Source organism: Pseudomonas alkylphenolica (assembly GCF_016009175.1).
GTDB lineage: Bacteria > Pseudomonadota > Gammaproteobacteria > Pseudomonadales > Pseudomonadaceae > Aquipseudomonas > Aquipseudomonas alkylphenolica_B.
The window spans coordinates 1-21,371 of the sequence record NZ_JADUCM010000041.1 but is presented as its reverse complement, the minus strand read 5'-3'; the positions used below and the strand labels follow the sequence as shown (position 1 = coordinate 21,371).

The window sequence follows — 21,371 nt, the reverse complement described above, 5'->3', positions numbered from 1 at the left end:
TACGGGTTTTCCAGTCTTATCCACAGGCCCATCTCAACGGTCCGAGAGGAACAACATGAAGTCGCGCATCTGGTGTCTGGCCGGTGTTGGTTTGTTGTGCATCAGCATCAACCTGCAGGCATTGGCCGAAGGACAAGGAGGGGGCCATGACGGGCATGGCGCTCAAGGGGCCGAGCAGCAGGGCACATCGCCGTTGCAGTCACGTCCGGACGAGGTCCGCCAGACCCAGCCACCACGTACCGGTTACTACCAGGACATTCCCCGGCACAACAACGGCAACCGCTATTACCAGGCGGGTGGGCCGCAGCAACGGCCGCAGGGCGATAACTGGCCAGGTCGGCCAGACGGGCATGGCAATGGCTGGGGAAGCGGGCCGCGCTATCAGCCAGGCCAGGTGATTGACCAGTTTCCCGATCAGTACTGGCGTGTGCCTTACCGTGGCAACGAGTACTTTTATTCCGGTGGGTACTGGTACCGTCCGCAAGGGCCGCGTTACGTGGTGGTAGCGCCGCATTACGGCATGCGGGTCGGTTATCTGCCGGACTATGCCCGCGAAGTGTGGGTCGCCGATTCGCTGTATTTCCTGGTTGCCGGCACCTATTACCAGTACCTGCAAGACAGCAACGAATACGTGGTGGTCAATCCGCCGGTCGCCACTGCAGTGCCCCAGCCCATGGAAAATGACTACGACGTGGTCGCCAACCCGGTGTCCGGGCAAAGCCCGGAGCAAGCCGACCGGGATCGCTATGAGTGCCACCGTTGGGCGGTGCAGCAAAGCGGCTTCGATCCGGCCAAGGCCACCTATGCGCCGGCCCTGCAAGTCACCGACAGCTACCGGCAAGCGCTGCGGGCCTGTCTGAGCGGTCGGGGTTACAGCGTTAACTGATCGCGGATGCAGCGCCGGTTCAGTTCACCGGGTCGGCGTGTACCAGCACTTCAGCACGGGGGTACTTGGCGTGAATGGCGGCTGCCGCCTGATCGCACAGCGCGTGTGCCTCGGTGAGCGGCAAGTCGCCGGGCAACTCCAGGTGCAGCTGGACGAACCAGTGGCTACCGGAAACGCGCGTGCGCAAGTCATGGGCACCGCGCACCTCCGGGATGCTGCAGGCCAGCTGCAGCATCTGCTCGCTGATATCGCCGGGCAGTTCCTGGTCCATCAGGATCGCCGTACTTTCCCGGGCGATCTGCAGGGCGCTCCAGAGAATGTACAGCGCAATGCCCAGGCCGAAGAACGCGTCCAGTTGTGGCCAACCCAGACGCGCCAGAATCAGGGCGACGAGAATGCTGCCGTTGAGCAGCAAGTCGGAGCGGTAGTGCAGGGAGTCGGCGCGCACGGCCGTGGAGCCGGTGATGCGAATGACCTTGGCCTGGAGCAACAGCAAGGCCACGGTCAGCGCCAGCGACAGCAGCATGACGGCAATGCCGATGGCGGTATCACCCAGTGGCTGAGGATCGCGCAGGCGCTCTATCGCCTGCACACTGATCAGTACGGCACTGGCACCGATGAACAGCGCCTGCGCCATGCCGGCCATGGCCTCGGCCTTGCCGTGGCCGTAACGGTGATCGTCATCGGCCGGGCGTAGCGCGTAATGCACCGCCAGCAGGTTGAGAAACGACGCGACGCCGTCGAGCACCGAGTCGGTCAGCCCGGCCAGCATGCTTACCGAGCCGCTGAGCCACCAGGCCACTGCCTTGGTCAGGACCAGAATACTGGCCACCGCCAGCGAGGCGCGGGTGGCCAGGCGTAGCAGGCGTTGATGTTCAGCTGAAGGGGTCATGCTGCCATGGGCTTCCTGCGTGGTTTCAGGCGGCGGGCTTCAGGCCGTACATCGCCAGTTGCTCGACACTGCCGGCGTGCTGGATCAGCCGCGGGTCGTTCAGCGGCAGGCGCTGGCCGAGCTCGCTCTTGAGAATCGCCTGCAGCTTGCTGTTGTCGATCTTGCCATCGGCGCTGATCGCTTCGTGAAGTTTTTCCGGTGCTACTTGCGCAGTGCGGCCATGCGGCAGGTAGATGGCACCGGTGGCGAAGTCGACACCAAAGGCAATCAGCCCCGGGATCACGTAGAAGAGGATACCGATGGCGTCGAGGGCAACGATCACCGGGTCGACTTTGCCTTCGATCTGGCCGCGTCGTTCCGGGTAGAACAGCGTGCCGCAGGCCGAGAGTTGAGTCAGCAGGGTGGCGACCACAACGCCGCCGATGACACGAGAAGGAATACGCATGGATATCTCCGCAATGAAGGCCGTAACGATACAGGCAAAGAGCCGTTATCTACAGCTAAGACCATGATAGAGCAGGCCGGTTCGCCGTTATACTCGGCGTATTGTTTGAGGGCTCCCATGATTTCGTTACCGATCGATGCTGTCGTTCCCGCCTTGCGTGAAGCCTTGAGCCTGCGCCATGAAGCTGTATTGGAAGCGCCGCCCGGCGCCGGCAAGACCACGCGGGTTCCGCTGGCCCTGCTCAACGAGCCGTGGCTGGCGGGGCAGACAATTCTCATGCTCGAGCCGCGCCGGCTGGCAGCCCGTGCTGCTGCCGAGCGACTGGCCAGCGAGTTGGGCGAGCAGGTGGGGGAAACGGTCGGATACCGGATTCGCCTGGACAGCAAGGTAGGTCCCACGACCCGGATTGAAGTTGTGACTGAAGGCATCCTCACTCGTCGCCTGCAGGCTGACCCGGCGCTTGAGGGTGTGGGGTTGGTGATTTTTGACGAGTTTCACGAGCGCAGCCTGGATGCCGACCTGGCCCTGGCGTTGAGCCTCAATGGTCGTGAACTGCTGCGTGATGAGCCACCGCTGAAAATCCTGCTGATGTCAGCGACGCTGGAGGGCGAGCGCTTGTCGAGCCTGCTCGACGATGCCCCGGTGATCAGCAGCGAAGGGCGCATGTACCCGGTCGAGATGCGTTGGGGGCGTCCTTTTCAGCCCGGTGAATTCATTGAGCCACGGGTGGTCGACACGGTGTTGCAGGCCATTGCCGATGAGCCGGGCAGCCTGCTGGTGTTTCTCCCGGGCCAGGCCGAAATCCGTCGTGTGCATCAGGCGCTGCAGGACGCCCTGGGTGGGCGCCCGGAGATTCTGCTGTGCCCTTTGCACGGCGAACTGGACCTCAATGCACAGCGTGCGGCCATCGACGCTGCGCCTCCCGGCAAACGCAAAGTGGTGCTGGCGACCAATATCGCCGAGACCAGCCTGACCATCGATGGCGTGCGAGTTGTAGTCGACGCCGGCCTTGCGCGGGTGCCGCGCTTTGACCCGGGCAGCGGCATGACCCGGCTCGACACCCAGCGCATTTCCCGCGCCAGTGCGACGCAGCGCGCCGGCCGTGCTGGCCGTCTCGAACCCGGGGTGTGCTACCGGCTATGGTCGGAGGCTCAGCATGAACAGTTGGCCGCCTACAGCAGCGCCGAAATTCTTCAGGCCGATCTCGCGGGCCTGGCGCTGCAGCTGGCGCGCTGGGGCGTTACCCCGGATCAATTGCGCTGGCTCGACCAGCCCCCGGGTGCGGCATACGCTCAAGCGCTGGATCTGCTGCAATGCCTGGGTGCCTTCAAGACTGACAGTCAGGACAGCTTGAGTGATCACGGCCAGGCCATGGCCGAACTGCCGGCGCACCCGCGCATCGCCCACCTGTTGTTGCGTGGCCAGGACCTGGGCCTGGCCGACATGGCCTGTGACGTCGCCGCGCTGTTGGGTGAGCGCGATATTCTGCGTGGCGCTGGCGCCGACGTGCACAGCCACCTGGCCTTGCTCAGCGGTGAAACCCGAGCAAGCAAAGGCGGGCAGGGTGGGGTGCAACGGGCCCGGCAACTGGCGAGGCAGTATCGCGGCTACCTGCGTGGCAAGGCGCGCACGGCAGTTGCCGATCCCGGGCATGATCGCTGGCTCGGCGCGCTGCTGGCGCTGGCCTACCCGGACCGGGTCGCCCAGCAACGACGCACCGGCGGTGCCGAATACCGCCTGGCCAATGGTCGCGCAGCGCTGTTTGGCGAGCCCGATGCGCTGATGAAATGCCCGTGGCTGGTGGTTGCCGACCTCGGTAGCCGGCAAGGGCAGCGCGAAGAGCGTATCTACCTGGCGGCGGAGTTTGACCCGGCGTTGTTTGACGGGGTGTTGGCCGAACAGGTGCGCACCCTCGACCTTCTCGATTGGGACGAGCGTGAAAACGTCTTGCGTGCCGAGCGCCAGCGCAAGGTCGGCGAACTGGTGCTCAGCCGTGAGCCGTTGACCGGCCTGGACGATGATGCCCGGGCGCGTGCGCTGCTGGCGCTGGTCCGGCGCAAAGGGCTTGAGCTACTGAACTGGACCCCTGAACTACGCCAGTGGCAGGCGCGGGTGGCGCTGTTGCGGCAGATTGATCTGGAGGCCGGGGCTGCCAGTGAATGGCCCGACTTGAGCGACAGTACCTTGATGGCAAACCTGGAGGGGTGGTTGCAACCCTACCTGGGCAAGGTCACCCGCCTGAGCCATTTTGCCCAGCTCGATTTGTCGTCGATGCTGCGCAACCTGTTGCCCTGGCCGCTGCCCCAGCGTCTTGATGAATGGGCACCGGTGCATGTGAGCGTGCCCTCCGGATCGAACATTCGCCTGGACTACAGCGAGCGGCCACCGGTGCTGGCCGTGCGCATGCAGGAACTGTTCGGCCTTGCCGATACCCCGCGCATTGCTCAGGGGCGTCAGCTGGTGCTGTTGCACCTGCTGTCACCGGCGCGGCGCCCGGTACAGGTGACTCAGGATCTGGCCAACTTCTGGCGTACTACTTATGCCGAGGTGAAGAAGGACTTGAAGGGACGTTATCCAAAACACTATTGGCCCGACGACCCACTGGTGGCTGAGGCGACAGCACGGGCGAAGCCGCGCAAAGTCTGAGCTCAATAACCTATGTTGGTCTGGTCGGGTAGCCACCAGTCGATCAGCTCTGGTGGCTTGTTTCATCCATGTGATTGACGTCAGCCTCAATCAACCCGTTTGATCAGGAACTCGTGGACATCACCGTCTGAGACATTCAGCAGAAAGAACGTGCCCGGCTGGCGGTGGGGGGTATCAGGCAGGGCTTTGACCTGATGGCCCAGGTGGTCGCGCCATCGGCAAACCAGTCCCTGTTCGGTCCAGGCCAGCGGCTCAAGCTTCCAGTAGTCGCTGACCTCGGCCCGTTCGTATAAACCGAGGTAACCATTGCGGCTGATGCCGAGTTTTTTCGCCGCCTTTCGTCCTGTGCCGGAAATGTTGAAGTGCAGGCGGTTCTCGGTTTGTGAGTGCAGCACGAAATCGAAGACAGGTGGATCTTCGTTGCCGCCCGCCTGAAGCCAGTCGTCTTCAGGGGTAACTCCCCAGGAAAATTTGTCACTCAAACGGCTGAGGCGCAGAGGTATTTCGCGGCCCGCGTTGAGCAAGTAGACCTGTCCTTGAAACGACGAACCCACTTCGGCGTCCAGGTGTTGATTCTGAGTATCGGTCATGGGATTTCCTTATCAATGCATAGAACGCTGGATCAAACGTTGGCCCGTTCGATACGGAACGTGACTTCCTTGCCTTCGCCGACTCTCAGATAGGAGAAGCGAGGGCTGGTCACTGCCGGATCGTGGTGTGTGCGGATCACAGGTCTGTGCTTTTCACCAGGAGGGCTTTCGGGGGCAGCCGTTTCATCAACAATATGGAGCGCGCCGAGAAATACTTCGGCGCGCTTGGCCCAGTTGTTGTCATTCGTGAATGCGTTCAATGGATGCTCCCTGCATATCGGTAGTGAACTGTCACTTTCACCGAGGCGCGGGAATCAGGGCAGCTTGCAGGCTTTCCAGGGAAGGGCGTGTTCTGCCCGGCGCTGCCGGGCAGTTGATCTGGACACAGCCGTGTTCAGGGCGCAGGCGGCTCCACCGCCGCTTCACTGACCAGCATGTACAGGCGGAACATCACCACCGTGCTGAACAGCTGCAGGAAGCTGTTGCCGCTGTCGATGGCCAGTTGCACCAGCGGCGAGGGTTCAGGCACCAGCATCTGGCTGATACCGTCAATCAACCACAAGGGTGCGAGTACACCGAGGATGCAGGTGAAAATCTTCCAGAAATTTCCGGTGGTCATCTGGAAGCTTTCGCGCATTGCCGCAATCGGTGGCAGGCCGCGCAATACCAGGAGGTATTCGGCAAACACCAGATGGACCATGACCCAGATCCCCGGAATGATGAACAGGGCCGCGCCGGCCATGATCAACAACGAGCTGAGCATCACCATCAGGGCGAACGACGGCCACAGGCGCAAGGCCATGGCCAGCAGGTTGCGCTTGAGCGGTGTATAACCGTTGCTGCGGGTGTCGAGGTAGAGAATCAGTGCGGCGCTGTACAAGGGGTAGAACAGCAGGCTGGCCAGCATGCCATAGCCCTGGGACGCGTCCTTGCCCAGTTGCTGGTAGAGCAACTGAGTAAATAGCGCTTCGAGCACCACCAGCGGCAAGCACAGCTGGAGAATGCTCAGCAGGTGGCGGCGGAAGAAATACAGGGAGTCACGCAAAACACTGAGCGGATTCATCGGTCGATATCGTAATGGCAAAAAGCAGGGCGTAACTTTAGCCCAGCCAGCCTCCAAGCTGAAGAAAGTTTCATCGCGACTTGTGTTGAATCCGCGGCCCAGACACCCCATTTTCAGTGAACGCGTATCCCCCCGGCTTTTGTATGAGGTTGCCATGAACAGTGAAGAACAAACCCTGATCGACGGCCTGTTTGGCCGGCTCAGGCAAGCTGAAGATCCGACCGTCCCCCGTGACGCGTCGGCCCAGGCACGGATTGCCGAGCACCTGCAACAACAGCCCGCCGCACCGTACTACATGGCGCAGGCGATCCTGGTCCAGGAAGCGGCGCTCAAGCGCCTGGACGATCAGAACAAGCAACTGCAGGCCGAGTTGAAACAAGCCCGGGCGCAAGTGGCTGCCACGGCGCCAAGCAACAGTGGTGGTTTTCTATCGAGCATTTTCGGCAGCGGTACCCGTGATCCTCAGCCACAAACGCAAGCATCCGCCAGCGCGTCGAGCGGTGGTGGCTGGCGTGAGCCGTCACGTGGGTTCAGCCAGCCTGGTGTTGCTCCGCAGCAAGGCTTCAACGCAGCGCCTGCGCCCGCACCCGCCCGTAGTGGTGCCAGTAGTTTCCTCGGTGGTGCTTTGCAGACCGCCGCAGGCGTAGCCGGCGGGGTCATGCTGGCGCAGGGCATCAGTAGCCTGTTCAACCATCACTCGCAACCTGAAGAAGTGGTCGAAGTCATCAAGGAAGAGCCTGCACCGGCCAGCGACAACGGCGGCTGGGGCAGTAACGACGAGCAACGACTGACCGCCGACAACAGCGGCTATGACAATGATCAGGGCGGCTTCATGAACACCGACTACGGCAACGATGACGGTGGTTTTTTCGACGGTGATGACAGCTTCATCTGACCGCGCATACCCGCACCGCCTCCAGGCTGGCATACTGGGCGCCGAAACGGCCCCGGTGTGCGGCGGCCGCTAACAGCGCCGTGGCGCCATGAGGATGAACGGTGAAGAAGATCGCGGTATTCGCCGATGTGCAGAACCTCTATTACACCGTGCGCCAGGCCTATGGCTGTCATTTCAATTATGCCGCGCTGTGGGCCGACATCAGCCAGCATGGCCAGATCGTCGAGGCGGTGGCCTATGCCATCGACCGGGGTGACAGCAAGCAGCAGCAGTTTCAGCAGATCCTGCGCAACCTCGGTTTCACGGTCAAACTCAAACCCTATATCCAGCGCAGCGACGGTTCGGCCAAGGGCGACTGGGATGTCGGCATTACCCTGGATGTGATCGACGCGGCGGCCAGGGTCGACGAAGTGGTACTGGCTTCCGGCGACGGTGATTTTGACTTGCTGCTTGAGCGGGTCATCAGCCGCCACGGTATCGAAGCGGTCGCCTACGGTGTTCCGGGCCTGACCGCCAACTCCCTGATTCGTGCGGCCAGCCGCTACGTGCCGATTGAAGGCGGCTTGTTGCTGCGGCACTAGTTTTTACTGAGGTTCAGTTTTTGGAACGTATTGCTGTCATCGACTTCGAAACCACCGGCATTTCACCGGGCGCCGGTTGCCGGGCCACGGAAGTGGCGGTTGTCATGCTTGAGCGGGGGCGCATCGTCGAGCGCTACCAGAGCCTGATGAATGCCGGGTTGCCCGTGCCGGCCTTTGTCGCCTCGCTGACCGGTATCACAACAGCCATGCTGCGCAGCGCCCCGCCGATTGCCCAGGTCATGAATGAGGTGGCCGAATTCGTCGGTGATACGCCGATGCTGGCGCACAACGCCTCGTTCGACCAGAAGTTCTGGGATTACGAACTGGCGCAGATCGGTCGCAGCCGCAACCAGCGTTTTGCCTGTTCGATGCTGTTGGCCCGGCGCCTGATGCCAGCCGCGCCCAACCATAAGCTGGGGACCCTGACCCGTTGGGCCGGCCTGCCGGATACCGGCACTGCCCACCGGGCAATGGCCGATGCCGAGATGGCCGCCAACCTGGCCCAGCATATGGCCGGACGCCTGCGTGAGCAGGGTATCAATGGCGTGTCCCACCAGCTGTTCTGCAGCTTGCAGAAAGTGCCGGCGGCGAAGATTGGCGAGGCGCTCAACGCCTACCGCTAGGCCTTCTTGCCGTTGTGCTCAAGGTGACCCAGGGGCAAGCGTCGTTGCACCGCGCTGGAGAGGATGATCGAGGTTTTGCTGAAGCCGAACTGGGCGATGCGATTGATCAGCTCTTCAAGCTCGGGCATTGAGCCCACTGCCGCTTGCATGATCACGCAGGGGTCGCCGGTTACCCGGTGGCACTCGGTGAGTTGCGGGATCTGGGTGAGCGCTTCGTAGGTTTGCTGATTGCCGTGGCTGGCCAGGCGCAACTCGATCACGCACTGGATCGGCAGACCGACTTTCTCCAGATCGACCTTGGCCTGGTAGCCGGTGATCACGCCGCAGGCTTCAAGCTTGGCGACGCGTTCGGCGACCGCCGGTGCCGACAGATTGACCTTGCGCGCAAGCTCTGCGAACGAGGCCCGGCCATTTTCCAGCAAGGCGCTGAGCAGCATCCGATCGTATTTGTCCATGGGCTTCCCGAGGCGATTGCTGAATCGAAGGTTTGTGGGTGGAAGAACCGTTGTTTCAAAAGTGTACGGTTCTTTTAAACAGGTTTTGTAACTTATGTTCAGCTGCACACCTTTTTAAACTACCTCTCCAACAACACGATTTCGAGCCCCCCCCATGCCTGCCCCTCGTCGCTTCCCGTTGGTTTTGATCGGCGCCTTCCTCGCGTTGTACCTGGTGTGGGGTTCGACGTACCTGGTGATCCGTATTGGTGTCGAGTCCTGGCCACCGTTACTGATGGCGGGCGTGCGCTTCTTGATCGCCGGTACTTTGCTTTACGGCTTTTTGCGCTGGCGTGGGGTACCGGCACCGACCTGGCCGCAATGGCGTGCCGCCGGGGCGATCGGTGTGCTGTTGCTCAGCTGTGGCAATGGCGGCGTGACCCTGGCGGAGCACGCCGGTGTCGCCTCTGGCGTGGCGGCATTGGCGGTGGCGACCGTGCCGCTGTTCACCTTGTTGTTCGGCTTGTTCTGGGGTCAACGTAACACCCGTCTGGAATGGGCCGGGATCCTCCTCGGGCTGATCGGCATTGCCATGCTCAACCTCGGCTCGAACCTGCAGGCCAGCCCGATGGGCGCGGCGCTGATTCTGTTTGCGGCGGCGTCCTGGGCGTTCGGTTCGGTCTGGAGCAAAAGCCTGCCACTGCCCCAGGGGCCGATGGCCAGTGCGGCCGAGATGCTGGTGGGCGGCGCCGTACTGCTGCTGGGCAGTGCCCTGAGTGGCGAGCGCATGACGCAAATGCCCACGGCTGCCGGATGGGGCGCATTGGCCTACCTGGTGTTCTTCGGTTCGATCCTGGCGTTCAGCGCCTACATGTACCTGCTCAAGCATGTGCGCCCGGCAGCCGCCACCAGCTATGCCTATGTCAACCCGGCAGTGGCGGTGCTGCTGGGCATCCTCTTTGCGGGCGAGCAGATCGGCTTCGAGGAGTGCGTGGCGATGGCGGTGATCATTGGCGCCGTAGTGCTGATCGGTCTGCCGCAGTGGCGCAAACCTGCGGCGCAAGCTGCCAAGGCCCCGGCGCCGGCCGACGGCGAGCTGTGCAAGTGACTGCGGTTTGTCAGGAAGGCGCCGGCGGAACAAGGTAAACTGCCGCCATTGCTGAATTCCCCTGACGGTATTGCCATGACATTCGCCAAACTTGGCCTGATTGAACCTTTGCTGCGCGCGCTTGAGCGCCTGGACTACAACACCCCGACGCCGGTCCAGGCCCAGGCCATTCCGGCAGTGCTGGCCGGGCGCGACCTGATGGCGGCAGCCCAGACCGGTACCGGCAAGACTGCAGGCTTCGCCTTGCCGCTGCTGCAGCGCCTGACCCTGGAAGGCGCCAAGGTCGCCAGCAACTCGGTACGTGCCCTGGTGCTGGTGCCTACGCGCGAGCTGGCCGAACAGGTGCACAACAATATCCGTGAGTACGCCGAACATCTGCCGCTGAGTACCTACGCGGTGTACGGCGGGGTCAGTATCAACCCGCAGATGATGAAGCTGCGCAAGGGCATCGACTTGCTGGTGGCCACCCCGGGTCGCTTGCTCGACCTGTTCCGCCAGAACGCGGTGAAGTTCAATCAGCTCCAGGCTCTGGTGCTTGATGAAGCCGACCGCATGCTTGACCTGGGCTTCGCCGAAGAATTGCGGGCCGTCTATGCCGCCTTGCCGGTACGTCGGCAAACCTTGCTGTTCTCGGCAACCTTCTCTGACGAAATACGCCAGTTGGCTGCACAGACCCTGAATGACCCGTTGAGCATCGAAGTCAGCCCGCGCAACGTCACTGCCAGCACGGTCAAGCAGTGGATTGTGCCGGTGGACAAGAAGCGCAAGCCGGAGCTGTTCAGCCACCTGCTGCGCAAACAACGCTGGAAGCAGGTGCTGGTATTTGCCAAGACCCGCAACGGTGTCGATCAGCTGGTCGAGCGCTTGCGTGGCCAGGGTGTGAACGCCGACGGTATCCATGGCGACAAACCCCAGGCCACCCGCCAACGTGCGCTGGACAGTTTCAAGGCACGCGAGATCCAGATCCTCGTAGCTACCGACGTTGCGGCGCGGGGCCTGGATATTGATGATTTGCCGCTGGTGGTGAACTTCGACCTGCCCATCGTGGCGGAAGACTATATCCACCGTATCGGTCGCACGGGCCGCAAAGGCAACACCGGCGAGGCGATTTCACTGGTGTGCGCCGATGAAGTGCAACTGTTGTCAGCGATCGAGACGTTGACCCGCAAGACCCTGCCGCGTCACGAAGAGCCGGACTTCATTCCGGATCACAAAGTGCCGATGACCGATGCCAGTGGGCAGGTGCTGAAGAAGCCGAAGAAACCGAAAAAGCCCAAGGAAAGCAGCAGCAAGCGCAGCCTGGGACGCTGGATGGACAGTGCTGAAGCGCCAGCGGCCGCTCCAGCGGCCAAGCCTGTGCGCAAGGTGCCAACCTTCAATACCGGCCCGCGCAAGCGCAAACCTTGAGGTTTGTGGCTTTGTAGACTGTAGGAGCTGGCGCAGCCTGCGATGGGCTGCACAGCAGCCCCGAGGGTCGAGTTGGCGGAACAAGTGGCGACCGCTACGCGCTCGATCGCAGGCTCCTACACACACGCATCGGTATGATCAGCGTCGTTCAACCATTCCAGCATCCCAAGCCCCGCTTTGCGCCCGCTGGCAAAGCATGCGGTCAGCAGATACCCACCGGTCGGTGCTTCCCAGTCGAGCATCTCGCCTGCACAAAACACTCCTGGTAGCGCCTTGAGCATCAAGCGTTGATCCATTGCCTCAAACATTACCCCGCCAGCACTGCTGATCGCCTCGTCCAGCGGGCGAGGGCGCACCAGTTCGATCGGCAGGGCCTTGATCGCCCGGGCCAGCTGCGCCGGGTCGGCGAAGGTCGAGGCATCGGTCAGTTCGCGCAGCAGCGCGGCTTTGACGCCATCCAGGCCCAACTGGCTGTGCAGGTGCTTGGCCATCGAGCGTGAGCCCCGGGGTTTGCTCAAGGCTGTCTGAACGTTATCCACAGTGCGATTGGGCAGCAGGTCGAGCAGCACCGTGGCACTGCCGGCGCGGTTGATCGCTTCACGGATCTGCGCCGACCAGGCGTAGACCAGGCTGCCCTCCAGGCCCTGGGCGGTGACTATGCACTCACCCAGGCGTGGCGGTTGTCCGGCCAGGCTCAGGGCGATGTTCTTCAGCGGGGCGCCAGCAAACTTGTCCTTGAGCAGGGGGCTCCAGGCCTGCACTTCAAAACCGCTGTTGGCCGCCTGCAGTGGCGCGACCTCGACGCTTTTATCCACAAGCCAGGGCAACCAGGCTGCATCAGAGCCCAAGCGTGCCCAACTGCCACCACCCAGTGCCAGCAAGGTCGCCGCCGGTTTGAGCGCCAGTTCACCCTGTGGATAAGCCACTCGCAGGCTGCCATCGGCATTCCAGCCAATCCAGCGGTGCCGGGTGTGGATAACTACCCCGGCATCGCGCAGACGCTTGAGCCAGGCGCGTAGCAGCGGGGCGGCTTTCATGTCGCGGGGGAAGACCCGGCCGGAGCTGCCTACGAAGGTTTCGATGCCCAGGCCATGAATCCACTGGCGCAAGGCGTCGGCATCGAAGCCCTCCAGCAGCCCGGCGACTTCGCCGCTGCGCTCGGCATAACGGCTGATGAAGGCCGGGTAGGGCTCGGAATGGGTAATGTTCATGCCGCCGACACCGGCCAGCAGGAACTTGCGCCCCACTGAGGGCATGGCGTCGTACAGGCTCACCGCGACGCCGGCCTGACTGAGTACTTCGGCGGCCATCAGCCCGGCTGGCCCGCCTCCGATAATGGCGACGTGGGGACGGTTGGCACTGGCGGTGTCGGTCATGGCGGGCTGCAAGCTGGAAAAAAGAGCCGCATTCTACCCCAGCAGGGTCTCGGGAAACACTGATCAAAAAACGAACAGCTGCCTCAAGCCCAGGTAAACAAAGGGCTTGGTGGGCTTTCGCAGAGGTTATCCACAGGCGGTTCCACAGTCATTGTGAGTAACCCAACACCCGGCTGGCGCTGTGGTGGAGGATGCCGTGACGGCGCGCCAGGGCCTGACGGTCCTTGCTGTAGCCGCCTCCAATAACGCCCACCACCGGGATGTCCCGGGCCAGGCACTGGCGCAGTACATGCTCGTCGCGAGCCGCCACACCGGCGTCGGTCAACTGCAGGTAGCCGAGGGCATCGTCCTTGTGCACGTCGACACCGGCGTCATAGAGCACCAGGTCCGGCCGGTACAACGGGAGCAAATAGTTCAGGGCATCCTCGACCACCTTCAGATAAGCCTGGTCGCCCATGCCCCGCGGCAAAGGGATGTCCCAGTCGCTTTGTGCCTTGCGCGCCGGGAAGTTCTGCTCGCAGTGCAAGGACACGGTGATGGCATCCGGCGTGTCGTGGAGAATCCGCGCGGTGCCGTCGCCCTGGTGCACGTCGCAGTCGAAGATCAGCACGCGGTGTACCCGGCCGGCGGCGAGCAGGTAGTGGCTGATCACGGCGAGGTCATTGAAGATGCAAAAACCGGCCGGGTGGTCGTAATGAGCGTGGTGAGTACCGCCAGCCAGGTGGCAGGCGATGCCGTGCTCCAGGGCAAGCTCTGCTGCCAGCAACGAACCACCCACTGCCCGTACGGTGCGGCGCGCCAAGGCTTCACTCCAGGGCAAGCCAAGGCGGCGTTGGTCCTCGCGTGACAATTCACCCTGCATGTAGCGTTCGATGTAGTCGCGGTCATGGGCCAGGGCCAGGATGTCGTTGGGGCAGATCTGCGGGCGAATCAAGGCCTGGTCGGTGGTCAGGCCGCTGTCGATCAGGTGATCGCGCAGCAACCGGAACTTGTCCATCGGAAAGCGGTGCTCGGCAGGAAAGTCCGGGCTGTAGTCGTCGTGGTAGATCAGCGGCAGGGGCATGGCGGGTTCTTGAGCAGGGCAGGTGTTGATCTTGCCAGTTGCCGCTGGCGTTGCGCTACCTTATAAGCTGACCCGGGTACTTTTCTACAGGTGACGTGACAATGCTGGCTTCCTGGACGTTCTGGGCGCTGCTCTCCGCCGTATTTGCAGCGCTGACCGCCATCTTCGCCAAGGTGGGCATCAGCGGCATTAACTCCGACTTCGCCACTCTGTTGCGCACCGTGGTGGTGTTGGTCAGCCTGGCACTGATTCTCTACGCCACCGGCCAGTACCAGTCGCTGAGCTCGATCTCTCCTCGCAGCTACCTGTTTCTGGTGCTGTCGGGGTTGGCCACAGGTGCCTCCTGGATCTGCTACTTCCGCGCCCTGCAACTGGGCCAGGCATCGCAGATTGCGCCTGTGGATAAACTCAGTGTGGTGCTTGTCGCCGTGCTCGGGGTTACCTTGCTCGGCGAAAAGCTCGACCTGCGCCAGTGGGCAGGTATCAGCCTGGTCACGCTGGGTGTGGTGATGCTGGCATGGCGGTGAACGTCGGTGCGGGCAGGTCCGCTCAGAAGTCCCAGCGCGTGGTCAGCATCACGTTACGCGGTTCGCCGTAGTACGTGGTGTCGAAGTTGCCCAGCCCGCTCAGGTAGCGCTTGTCGAACACGTTGTTGGCGTTGACGGTAAAACTCAGGTGCTCGTCGTACTGGTAGCGGCTCATCAGGTCGACCAGGGTATAGCCGCCTTGCTTGATGTAGGTGTAGTCGTTCACTGCACCGCTGTAGATCTTGCCGTAGAACGCGCTCTGCCAGTTCACGCCACCGCCGACCGTGACCTTGTCGAGCATGCCCGGGAGGCGGTAGGTGGTGAACACCCGCACCAGGTGCTCAGGCTTGCTGGTGCTCATCGGGAAGCCGTACATGCGCTGCTCGTCGGCATCACGGGTACGGGCATAGGTGTAGCCGGCCGAGAGGTTCCAGCCTTCCTGCAGCTCGCCGGCAACCTCGAGTTCGATGCCGTTGGTGGTGGCGCCGCTGGTGGCCTTGTAGATGCCTTCGTTGGTGATCGGGTTGGTGCCGATCGACTCGGCGACGTTGTCCTGCTCGATGCGGAACACAGCCAGGCTGGCGTTCAGCCGCCCTTCGAAATAGGCCGCTTTCAGACCGGTTTCGTAGCTGTCGCCCTCAACCGGGTCGAGGGTGACGCCATTGGCGTCCTTGTTGCTTTGTGGCTGGTAGATCGAGGTGTAGCTGGCGTACACCGAGTAGGTGTCGTTCAGGTCGTAGACGATACCGGCGTAGGGGGTGACCACGCCGTGTTCCTTGTAGCTGGCCGAGTTGTCCGGAAAGTTCGGGTTGAGGCCGTCGTAGTCATAGTTGTCGTGGTATTTGAAGGTGCTGACGCGGGTACCGAGGATCACCGAGAGGTCGTCGGTGGGACGCAGGCGGGTGGCGATGTAGGCACCGTTCTGGCTTTTCTTTTGCTCGTACTTGCCGTTCTTCGGGAAGTCCGGCACGCCAATGTGACCGTTCCAGTCGAAGATGCTCCCCGGCACCAGGCCGAATTCGCTGGTGTCCCAGGTGCTGCCGGTCTGGCGCGAGTGCGAGGTGTTGTAGCCGACCACCAGGTCATGCTCGCGGCCGAACAGGCTGAACGGCCCGGACAGGCTCAGGTCGGCAGAATTCTGCACCCGATGACCTTCCCAGCGGCCCCAGAAAAAGTACATGCCGTTGCCATCGCGGTCCGGGCTGCCGCCACTGGCCGATGCCAGGCGGGTGTCGTGGTCGCTTTGCAACTGATTGAGGCTGAGCTTGAGCGTCCAGTCGTTGGCCAGGGCCTGTTCAAGCGAGGCAAAGTAGGTGCGGTTCTGGAAGTCGCGGCGGCTCCAGTCGGCGCCCGGGTTGAACGATCGGGAAAAATCCGTGCGGCCACCGTCGGCGTAATACACCGGGTTGCCGGTCCAGGAGGTGCCGCGTGGTGTGGTGTTCTGCTGGTCGATACCGACGGTGAGCAGGGTGTCGGGGGTGATGTCGGCTTCGAGAATGCCGTAGTACACCTCTTTTTTCTGCTGGTAGTGGTCCTGGTAGCCCTTCTTGTCTTGCTGGGCGCCGACGAAGCGGCCGCGCAGGGTGCCGCTGCTGTTCAGGGGGCCGGAAACATCGCCTTCGCCGCGGTAGTCATCCCAGCTGCCGGCACTGCCGGTCACTGAAGCCTGAAACTGCGCGGTAGGCTTTTTGCGGATCAGGTTGACGGTGGCCGAAGGATCACCAGAGCCTGTCATCAGGCCGGTAGCGCCCTTTAGTACTTCGACGCGGTCATAGATGGCCATGTCGACATGGGCAGTGCCTTCGTCATACACGCCGTCATAGATGGTATTGACCCCGTCGTACTGATAGTTGGTGATAACCAGGCCACGGCTGGTGAACTCGGTACGGTCACTGTCGTAGGTCTGCGCCGAAACACCGGGGGTATTGCGCAGGACATCGGAGATGCTCTGGGCGCCCTGGTCGTCCATCAGTTGCCGGGTGACGACGGTGATCGACTGGGGCGTTTCGCGGATCGACAACGGCAGCTTGGTCGCGGTGCGCGATGCGGCGGTGGTGTAGGAGCCGGTGTTCTCAGTGGTTTCGCCGAGCAATTGGCCATTGATACTGGTCGCGCCCAGTTCCAGCGCGCCGCTGTTGTTGGCCGGGACCAGCACATAGCCGCCGTTGCTCTGGCGCTGGGCCTGCAGGCCACTGCCCTGAAGCAGGCGTGCGAGGCCTTCTTCAATGGAATACTCGCCCTGCAGTCCGGCAGATTGTCGGCCTTGGGTCTGCCGGGCATCGAACGACAAGGTGATGTTGGCGCGGGTCGCGAACAGGCTCAGGGTAGTGCCCAGCGGCCCCGGGGCAATCTGGAAGCGGGTACTGGCGCTCTGGGCCTGGGCCTGGGTTGGCAGCAAGGCCAGAATCGGCAGCGGTGCCAGGGTCAGGCCAAACAGTGCCAGGTGAACGGCGCGAACCAGAGGACGGGGTGCCCGGGGGCAGATGCGGGTCATGCAGGTTTTCCTTCGATTGGCTGGGCAGATGTGCAGCTGGATTTGCTGCTTTACCTGCGTAGCCGAATGAGAATGAAAATCGGCAACCCATTTTTTGAAAATGATCAGGCAGGCTCGATGCTGACCCAGTAACGCGTCAGGTAGCGCACGTTGACGGGCAGCGAAGCACTGAGGTTTTCCAGGATGGTGTCGGTATCGTCGATGCGAAAGGCACCGGACAGACGCAAGTCGGCAATGCCCCCGGCGCAGCGCAGCACGCCTGGGCGATAGCGGCGCAGCTCAGCGACGAAATCGGCCAGGCGCCACTCGATCACGGTGAGCATGCCCTGTGTCCAGGCGCCGGTACCTGGCGCTGCGGCCTGGGCGATGCCGATCTGGCGCTGGTTGAAACTGACCGATTGCCCTGCGTCCAGGCGCAGCATCAGCAGCGGGCTATCCACCGGGCGAATCTCCACCGCGTGCTGCAACACGCTGACCTGGCTACGGCCTTCTTCGCTACGCACGCTAAAGCGCGTACCCAGGGCGCGCACCCGGCCTTCGGTGGTGTGTACCTCAAAGGGGCGGGCGCGTGGGTCGCTGGCGGTTTGCACCATGATTTCGCCACGGTACAGGCGCAACGCGCGCAGCTGGCCGTCGTAACGGACATCCACGGCTGTGTCGCTGTTGAGTTCAAGCTGGCTGCCATCGCTGAGCCTGACCTGTCGCCGCTGCCCCTTGCCAGTGCGCAGTTCGGCCATCAACGCCTGCGCAGGCGTACTTTCCCGTACCGCCCAGCCGGTGGCGCCGACCGCCAGGAGCATGGCCAGGGTCTTGAGTACCGCACGCCGACGCGCGCGTACACCGGCCAGGGTCGGCAGGGCGACATCAGCGGGCAGGCTGCCCAATTGGCGTTGCAGTTTTTCGACGCGGGCCCAGGCCTGGGCATGGGCCTGGCTTTTTCCCAGCCAGTCCTGCCAGGCCTGTAACTGGGCGTCGCTGGGCTGCGCGGCGTTGAGCTGGACGTACCAGGTCGCAGCGGCTTCCAGGGTGCGGTAATCCAGGGCATTGGCCATTCAGTCGTCCGTCAGCAGCAGGCAATGGGTCATGGCGCGGATCAGGTGCTTCTTCACCGTGGTGACGGAAATATCCAGACGCTCGGCAGTGGCCACGTAACTCAGGCCTTCGAGCTGTACGGCCAGAAAGATGCGCCGGGTCCGCTCGCCCAGGCCATCGAGCAAGGTGTCCACGGCCACCAGGGTTTCAAGAATCAGCAGACGCGTTTCCGGCGAGTCGGCCAGGCGTTCCGGGCGGTTGGCCAGTTCGGCAAGGTAGGCCTGTTCCAGTGCCTTGCGGCGGAATTTGTCGATCATCAGTGCATGGGCAATGGCGCCCAGGTAGCTGCGTGGCTCGCGAATGGTCTGCGCATTACGAGCGGTCAGCACCCGGATGAAAGTGTCCTGGGCCAGGTCTGCGGCATCGCTGGCATTGCCCAGGCGAGCGCGTAGCCAGGCTTTGAGCCAACCGTGGTGTTCGCTGTAGAGCGTATGCAGAGCGGCATGATCGGGAGCAGGCATGAACGGCAACCAGCACAGTAATTGATAATTAGTCGCATTATTGATGTTTGACCGGATGTTTCGCAAGAGCCGGTGCTTGACCAGCGTGCGGTCGCGGCCAAGACTGATCAGCTCTTTACCGTGTCCAATCAGGAGGTGCGCATGACCAGCAAGGCTATCTACGTTCAGGCGGGCGGCGGTTACGACAAGGTTCAGCTCGGCAACTGCGAGGCGCCAGCACCGCAGGCGGGAGAAATCACCGTACGGCTGCATGCCAACTCGCTCAACTACCACGACTTTGCCGTGGTCAGCGGTATGTGGGGGCCGACAGCACCGCGCATTCCCATGGCTGACGGCGCCGGGGTGGTAACGGTGGTCGGCGCCGGGGTCACGGAATTTGCCGTAGGCGACGCGGTGGTCAGTACCTTTTTCCCGGACTGGCTGGACGGCCAGGCGCAGGTCGAAGGCTTTGGCACCGTGCCGGGAGACGGCATCGATGGCTATGCGCGCGAGCAGGTCACCGCACGCGCCACCTCGTTTACCCACGCCCCCAAAGGCTACAGCCATGCCGAAGCGGCGACCCTCACCACCGCCGGGGTCACGGCCTGGCGTGCGCTGATGGCCGATGACTCACTCAAGCCGGGCGACACGGTACTGGTGCAAGGGACAGGCGGTGTGTCGATATTCGCGTTGCAGTTTGCCAAGCTGGCCGGCGCCACGGTAATTGCCACCTCGTCGAGCGACGAGAAACTCGAACGCCTCAAGGCCATGGGCGCTGATCACCTGATCAACTACCGCAAGACCCCGGCCTGGGGCGAAACGGTACGCCAGATCACCGGCAACCGCGGTGTGGATCACGTCATCGAAGTGGGCGGCCCGGCAACCCTGGAGCAATCCATGATCGCTGCGCGCATAGGCGGGCATATCTCGCTGATCGGTATTCTGACCGGCGTCGCCGGCCAATTGCCGCTGGTGCAGGCGCTGGTACGGCAGATTCGCCTGCAAGGCGTATTGGTGGGGAGCCGCGCTCATCAGCAGGCGCTGGTGCGGGCCATCGATGCCAACGGCCTGCGTCCGGTCATCGACAAATCCTTCGCCCTGGAGCAGATCGTCGACGCGTTTCGCTATCAGGAGAGCAACCAGCATTTCGGCAAGATTTGCCTGGAATTCTGATCACCCGCCCTATAGAAGTCGCCCGACCTTGGTCGGGCTTGACCTCTGCCCGTTATTGCTCAAGCTCGCTAACTGTCTGCTTTTAAAGCATTTTCAAGAAATCTTGATACACACTCTTTCGCCCTCGTTGAATGTTATTTCAAACACCTTGTGTGATATTTTGCCCGCCGCTCGAAAGTCCATGGAACAGCGCGACCGTTCTGACAGTGGCGCTGTGACGCATCGATTCAGGTGCTTCCGGTAATAAATACAAATACGCAGTGAGTGTGATCATGAGTGCAACCCCCCGCACCGCCGTCAGCGGTGCTGACGCTTCCACGTCCGAATCTTCGGGCCTTGAGGTCAAACGCCTGACCTTCGTCGAGGCCGTGGCGATGATCGTGGGCACCAACATCGGTGCTGGCGTGCTGTCGATGGCCTATGCCAGCCGCCTGGCCGGCTACATGCCATTGCTGCTATGGCTGGCCGTTGCCGGCGTCTTCACCACCATCTCCATGCTGTACGTCTCGGAAACCACCTTGCGCACCCGCAGCCATCACCAGTTGAGTGGCCTGGCGCAGCGCTACGTCGGTTCCTTCGGGGCCTGGGCGATCTTTCTCTCGGTGGCGGTCAACAGCATCGGTGCGCTGACCGCCTACATGAGCGGCAGTGGCAAGATTCTCAGTGAGTTCTTTGGTATCAGCCCGGCGCTGGGCAGCCTGCTGTTCTTCCTGCCGGCCGCGTTTGTGCTGTACCTGGGGCTCAAGGCCATCGGTAAGGGCGAGAAGTTCATCAGCATCGGCATGGTCTCGATGACCCTGGTGCTGGTGGTGGCGACGCTGATCAATGAGCACACCGACTTTGCCAACCTGTTCGATGGCAGCTGGATCTACATGATCCCGGTGTTCAACATTGCCGTGTTCTGCTTTTCTGCGCAGTACGTGGTGCCGGAGATGGCCCGTGGTTTCAGCCACGCGCCCAAGCGTCTGCCAGTCGCGGTCATTACCGGCATGGTGATCACCTTCATCCTGCTGGCGATCGTGCCGATGTCGGTGATTGCCCTCAACGGCCTGGAAAACCAGACCGAGGTAGCCACCCTGGCGTGGGGCCAGGCCCTTGGGCAGTGGGCGTTCTACACCGCCAACACCTTTGCCCTGTGCGCGATGATGACTTCGTACTGGGGCCTGGGCGGCAGCTTCCTGACCAACATCTTCGACAAGTTCAAAAGCCTGGGCTCGGAGAGCAATCCGAAGAACCGTCTGCTGGTGCTGGCCATCGTCTGCGTACCGCCGTTCATCCTGGCCTACAGCGGCATGGTCGGCTTTGTTAACGCGTTGTATTTTGCCGGTGTGTTCAGCGGCGTGATCCTGTCGATCATGCCCATCCTGATGCTGCGTTCTGCACGCAAGAACGGTGACATCGTGCCCGCCTGGCAGTGCGGCTGGATTGCCCATCCGCTGATTCAGGTACTGGTGGTCATCCTTTACCTGTGCAGCATGGCTTACGCGATTGCCAGTGCATTTGGCTGGTTGCCAGGCGGCTGGTAAGCCCACGTTGCGGGCCCGGGGGGGGGGGGGGGGACCCCTGGGGGGGGGGGGGTGGTTTTACACAGGACGGCCCGCCCGGGCCGGGGGGCGGGGGGGGTGGGGGGGGGGGG

At 62.6% G+C, this 21,371-nt stretch carries 21 protein-coding genes; 10 read left to right on the top strand and 11 right to left on the bottom strand.

Features of this window, described 5'->3' with window-relative positions; translation table 11 throughout:
* Nucleotides 1–55 precede the first annotated feature (55 nt).
* Nucleotides 56–886: a DUF6515 family protein gene (locus tag I5S59_RS23905; protein WP_197878767.1), complete on the top strand. Its 831-nt coding sequence runs from the start codon at nucleotides 56–58 to the stop codon at nucleotides 884–886.
* Between the two features lie 19 nt (nucleotides 887–905).
* On the opposite strand, the gene I5S59_RS23900 is transcribed toward I5S59_RS23905, so the two are convergent.
* Both I5S59_RS23900 and I5S59_RS23895 read right to left on the bottom strand, forming a co-directional pair.
* Nucleotides 906–1,778 (bottom strand): cation diffusion facilitator family transporter, encoded by an 873-nt coding sequence (locus I5S59_RS23900; protein ID WP_197878766.1) that lies wholly within the window; start codon nucleotides 1,776–1,778, stop codon nucleotides 906–908.
* Nucleotides 1,779–1,803: 25 nt separating this feature from the next.
* Nucleotides 1,804–2,223, bottom strand: coding sequence for a polyribonucleotide nucleotidyltransferase (locus I5S59_RS23895; RefSeq protein WP_197878765.1), 420 nt, complete (start codon nucleotides 2,221–2,223; stop codon nucleotides 1,804–1,806).
* Between the two features lie 117 nt (nucleotides 2,224–2,340).
* On the opposite strand from I5S59_RS23895, the gene hrpB reads away from it, so the two are divergent.
* The gene (hrpB, locus tag I5S59_RS23890; RefSeq protein ID WP_197878764.1) at nucleotides 2,341–4,869 is read left to right on the top strand and encodes an ATP-dependent helicase HrpB; all 2,529 of its coding nucleotides are present in this window, start codon (nucleotides 2,341–2,343) and stop codon (nucleotides 4,867–4,869) included.
* A gap of 86 nt (nucleotides 4,870–4,955) precedes the next feature.
* Here hrpB and I5S59_RS23885 read toward each other — a convergent pair whose 3' ends face one another.
* From I5S59_RS23885 to I5S59_RS23875, 3 genes are all read right to left on the bottom strand, one after another.
* Nucleotides 4,956–5,459: a hypothetical protein gene (locus tag I5S59_RS23885; protein ID WP_197878763.1), complete on the bottom strand. Its 504-nt coding sequence runs from the start codon at nucleotides 5,457–5,459 to the stop codon at nucleotides 4,956–4,958.
* A gap of 32 nt (nucleotides 5,460–5,491) precedes the next feature.
* A complete protein-coding gene (locus tag I5S59_RS23880; RefSeq protein ID WP_197878762.1) occupies nucleotides 5,492–5,719 on the bottom strand; it encodes a hypothetical protein in 228 nt (75 codons plus the stop codon).
* Nucleotides 5,720–5,853: 134 nt separating this feature from the next.
* Nucleotides 5,854–6,522, bottom strand: a complete 669-nt coding sequence (locus tag I5S59_RS23875) for a hypothetical protein (RefSeq protein ID WP_197878761.1) — start codon at nucleotides 6,520–6,522, stop codon at nucleotides 5,854–5,856.
* Nucleotides 6,523–6,676: 154 nt separating this feature from the next.
* On the opposite strand from I5S59_RS23875, the gene I5S59_RS23870 reads away from it, so the two are divergent.
* From I5S59_RS23870 to I5S59_RS23860, 3 genes are all read left to right on the top strand, one after another.
* On the top strand, nucleotides 6,677–7,417 hold the full coding sequence (locus tag I5S59_RS23870; RefSeq protein ID WP_197878760.1) for a DUF2076 domain-containing protein: 741 nt from the start codon (nucleotides 6,677–6,679) through the stop codon (nucleotides 7,415–7,417).
* Nucleotides 7,418–7,518: 101 nt separating this feature from the next.
* Nucleotides 7,519–7,998 carry an NYN domain-containing protein gene (locus I5S59_RS23865; RefSeq protein ID WP_045182683.1) on the top strand — a complete coding sequence of 160 codons (480 nt, stop codon included), beginning with the start codon at nucleotides 7,519–7,521 and terminating at the stop codon, nucleotides 7,996–7,998.
* A gap of 20 nt (nucleotides 7,999–8,018) precedes the next feature.
* Nucleotides 8,019–8,621: a PolC-type DNA polymerase III gene (locus tag I5S59_RS23860; protein ID WP_197878759.1), complete on the top strand. Its 603-nt coding sequence runs from the start codon at nucleotides 8,019–8,021 to the stop codon at nucleotides 8,619–8,621.
* On the opposite strand, the gene I5S59_RS23855 is transcribed toward I5S59_RS23860, so the two are convergent.
* Nucleotides 8,618–9,076, bottom strand: coding sequence for an Lrp/AsnC family transcriptional regulator (locus I5S59_RS23855; RefSeq protein ID WP_128323055.1), 459 nt, complete (start codon nucleotides 9,074–9,076; stop codon nucleotides 8,618–8,620). The two genes, I5S59_RS23860 and I5S59_RS23855, sit on opposite strands and share 4 nt — an antisense overlap.
* Nucleotides 9,077–9,230: 154 nt before the next feature.
* Between I5S59_RS23855 and yedA the strand changes: the two genes are divergently transcribed.
* Nucleotides 9,231–10,163: a drug/metabolite exporter YedA gene (gene yedA / locus I5S59_RS23850; protein WP_197878758.1), complete on the top strand. Its 933-nt coding sequence runs from the start codon at nucleotides 9,231–9,233 to the stop codon at nucleotides 10,161–10,163.
* A gap of 75 nt (nucleotides 10,164–10,238) precedes the next feature.
* Nucleotides 10,239–11,570, top strand: a complete 1,332-nt coding sequence (locus I5S59_RS23845) for a DEAD/DEAH box helicase (RefSeq protein ID WP_197878757.1) — start codon at nucleotides 10,239–10,241, stop codon at nucleotides 11,568–11,570.
* Between the two features lie 116 nt (nucleotides 11,571–11,686).
* Here I5S59_RS23845 and I5S59_RS23840 read toward each other — a convergent pair whose 3' ends face one another.
* Complete coding sequence (locus I5S59_RS23840) at nucleotides 11,687–12,946, bottom strand: TIGR03862 family flavoprotein (RefSeq protein ID WP_197878756.1); 1,260 nt, start codon at nucleotides 12,944–12,946, stop codon at nucleotides 11,687–11,689.
* Nucleotides 12,947–13,094: 148 nt separating this feature from the next.
* Nucleotides 13,095–14,009 (bottom strand): histone deacetylase, encoded by a 915-nt coding sequence (locus I5S59_RS23835; protein WP_197878755.1) that lies wholly within the window; start codon nucleotides 14,007–14,009, stop codon nucleotides 13,095–13,097.
* Nucleotides 14,010–14,110: 101 nt separating this feature from the next.
* Between I5S59_RS23835 and I5S59_RS23830 the strand changes: the two genes are divergently transcribed.
* On the top strand, nucleotides 14,111–14,536 hold the full coding sequence (locus I5S59_RS23830; RefSeq protein ID WP_197878754.1) for an EamA family transporter: 426 nt from the start codon (nucleotides 14,111–14,113) through the stop codon (nucleotides 14,534–14,536).
* Between the two features lie 22 nt (nucleotides 14,537–14,558).
* Here the strand turns inward: I5S59_RS23830 and I5S59_RS23825 are convergent, their stop codons facing one another.
* From I5S59_RS23825 to I5S59_RS23815, 3 genes are all read right to left on the bottom strand, one after another.
* On the bottom strand, nucleotides 14,559–17,030 hold the full coding sequence (locus I5S59_RS23825; RefSeq protein WP_197878753.1) for a TonB-dependent siderophore receptor: 2,472 nt from the start codon (nucleotides 17,028–17,030) through the stop codon (nucleotides 14,559–14,561).
* Between the two features lie 104 nt (nucleotides 17,031–17,134).
* Nucleotides 17,135–18,082 carry a FecR domain-containing protein gene (locus I5S59_RS23820; protein ID WP_197878752.1) on the bottom strand — a complete coding sequence of 316 codons (948 nt, stop codon included), beginning with the start codon at nucleotides 18,080–18,082 and terminating at the stop codon, nucleotides 17,135–17,137.
* A complete protein-coding gene (locus tag I5S59_RS23815; protein ID WP_197878751.1) occupies nucleotides 18,083–18,583 on the bottom strand; it encodes a sigma-70 family RNA polymerase sigma factor in 501 nt (166 codons plus the stop codon). It abuts the gene before it with no gap.
* Nucleotides 18,584–18,724: 141 nt separating this feature from the next.
* On the opposite strand from I5S59_RS23815, the gene I5S59_RS23810 reads away from it, so the two are divergent.
* Both I5S59_RS23810 and I5S59_RS23805 read left to right on the top strand, forming a co-directional pair.
* On the top strand, nucleotides 18,725–19,735 hold the full coding sequence (locus I5S59_RS23810; RefSeq protein ID WP_197878750.1) for a zinc-dependent alcohol dehydrogenase family protein: 1,011 nt from the start codon (nucleotides 18,725–18,727) through the stop codon (nucleotides 19,733–19,735).
* Between the two features lie 272 nt (nucleotides 19,736–20,007).
* Nucleotides 20,008–21,261, top strand: coding sequence for an aromatic amino acid transport family protein (locus I5S59_RS23805; RefSeq protein WP_128323039.1), 1,254 nt, complete (start codon nucleotides 20,008–20,010; stop codon nucleotides 21,259–21,261).
* The last annotated feature ends 110 nt before the right edge of the window (nucleotides 21,262–21,371 follow it).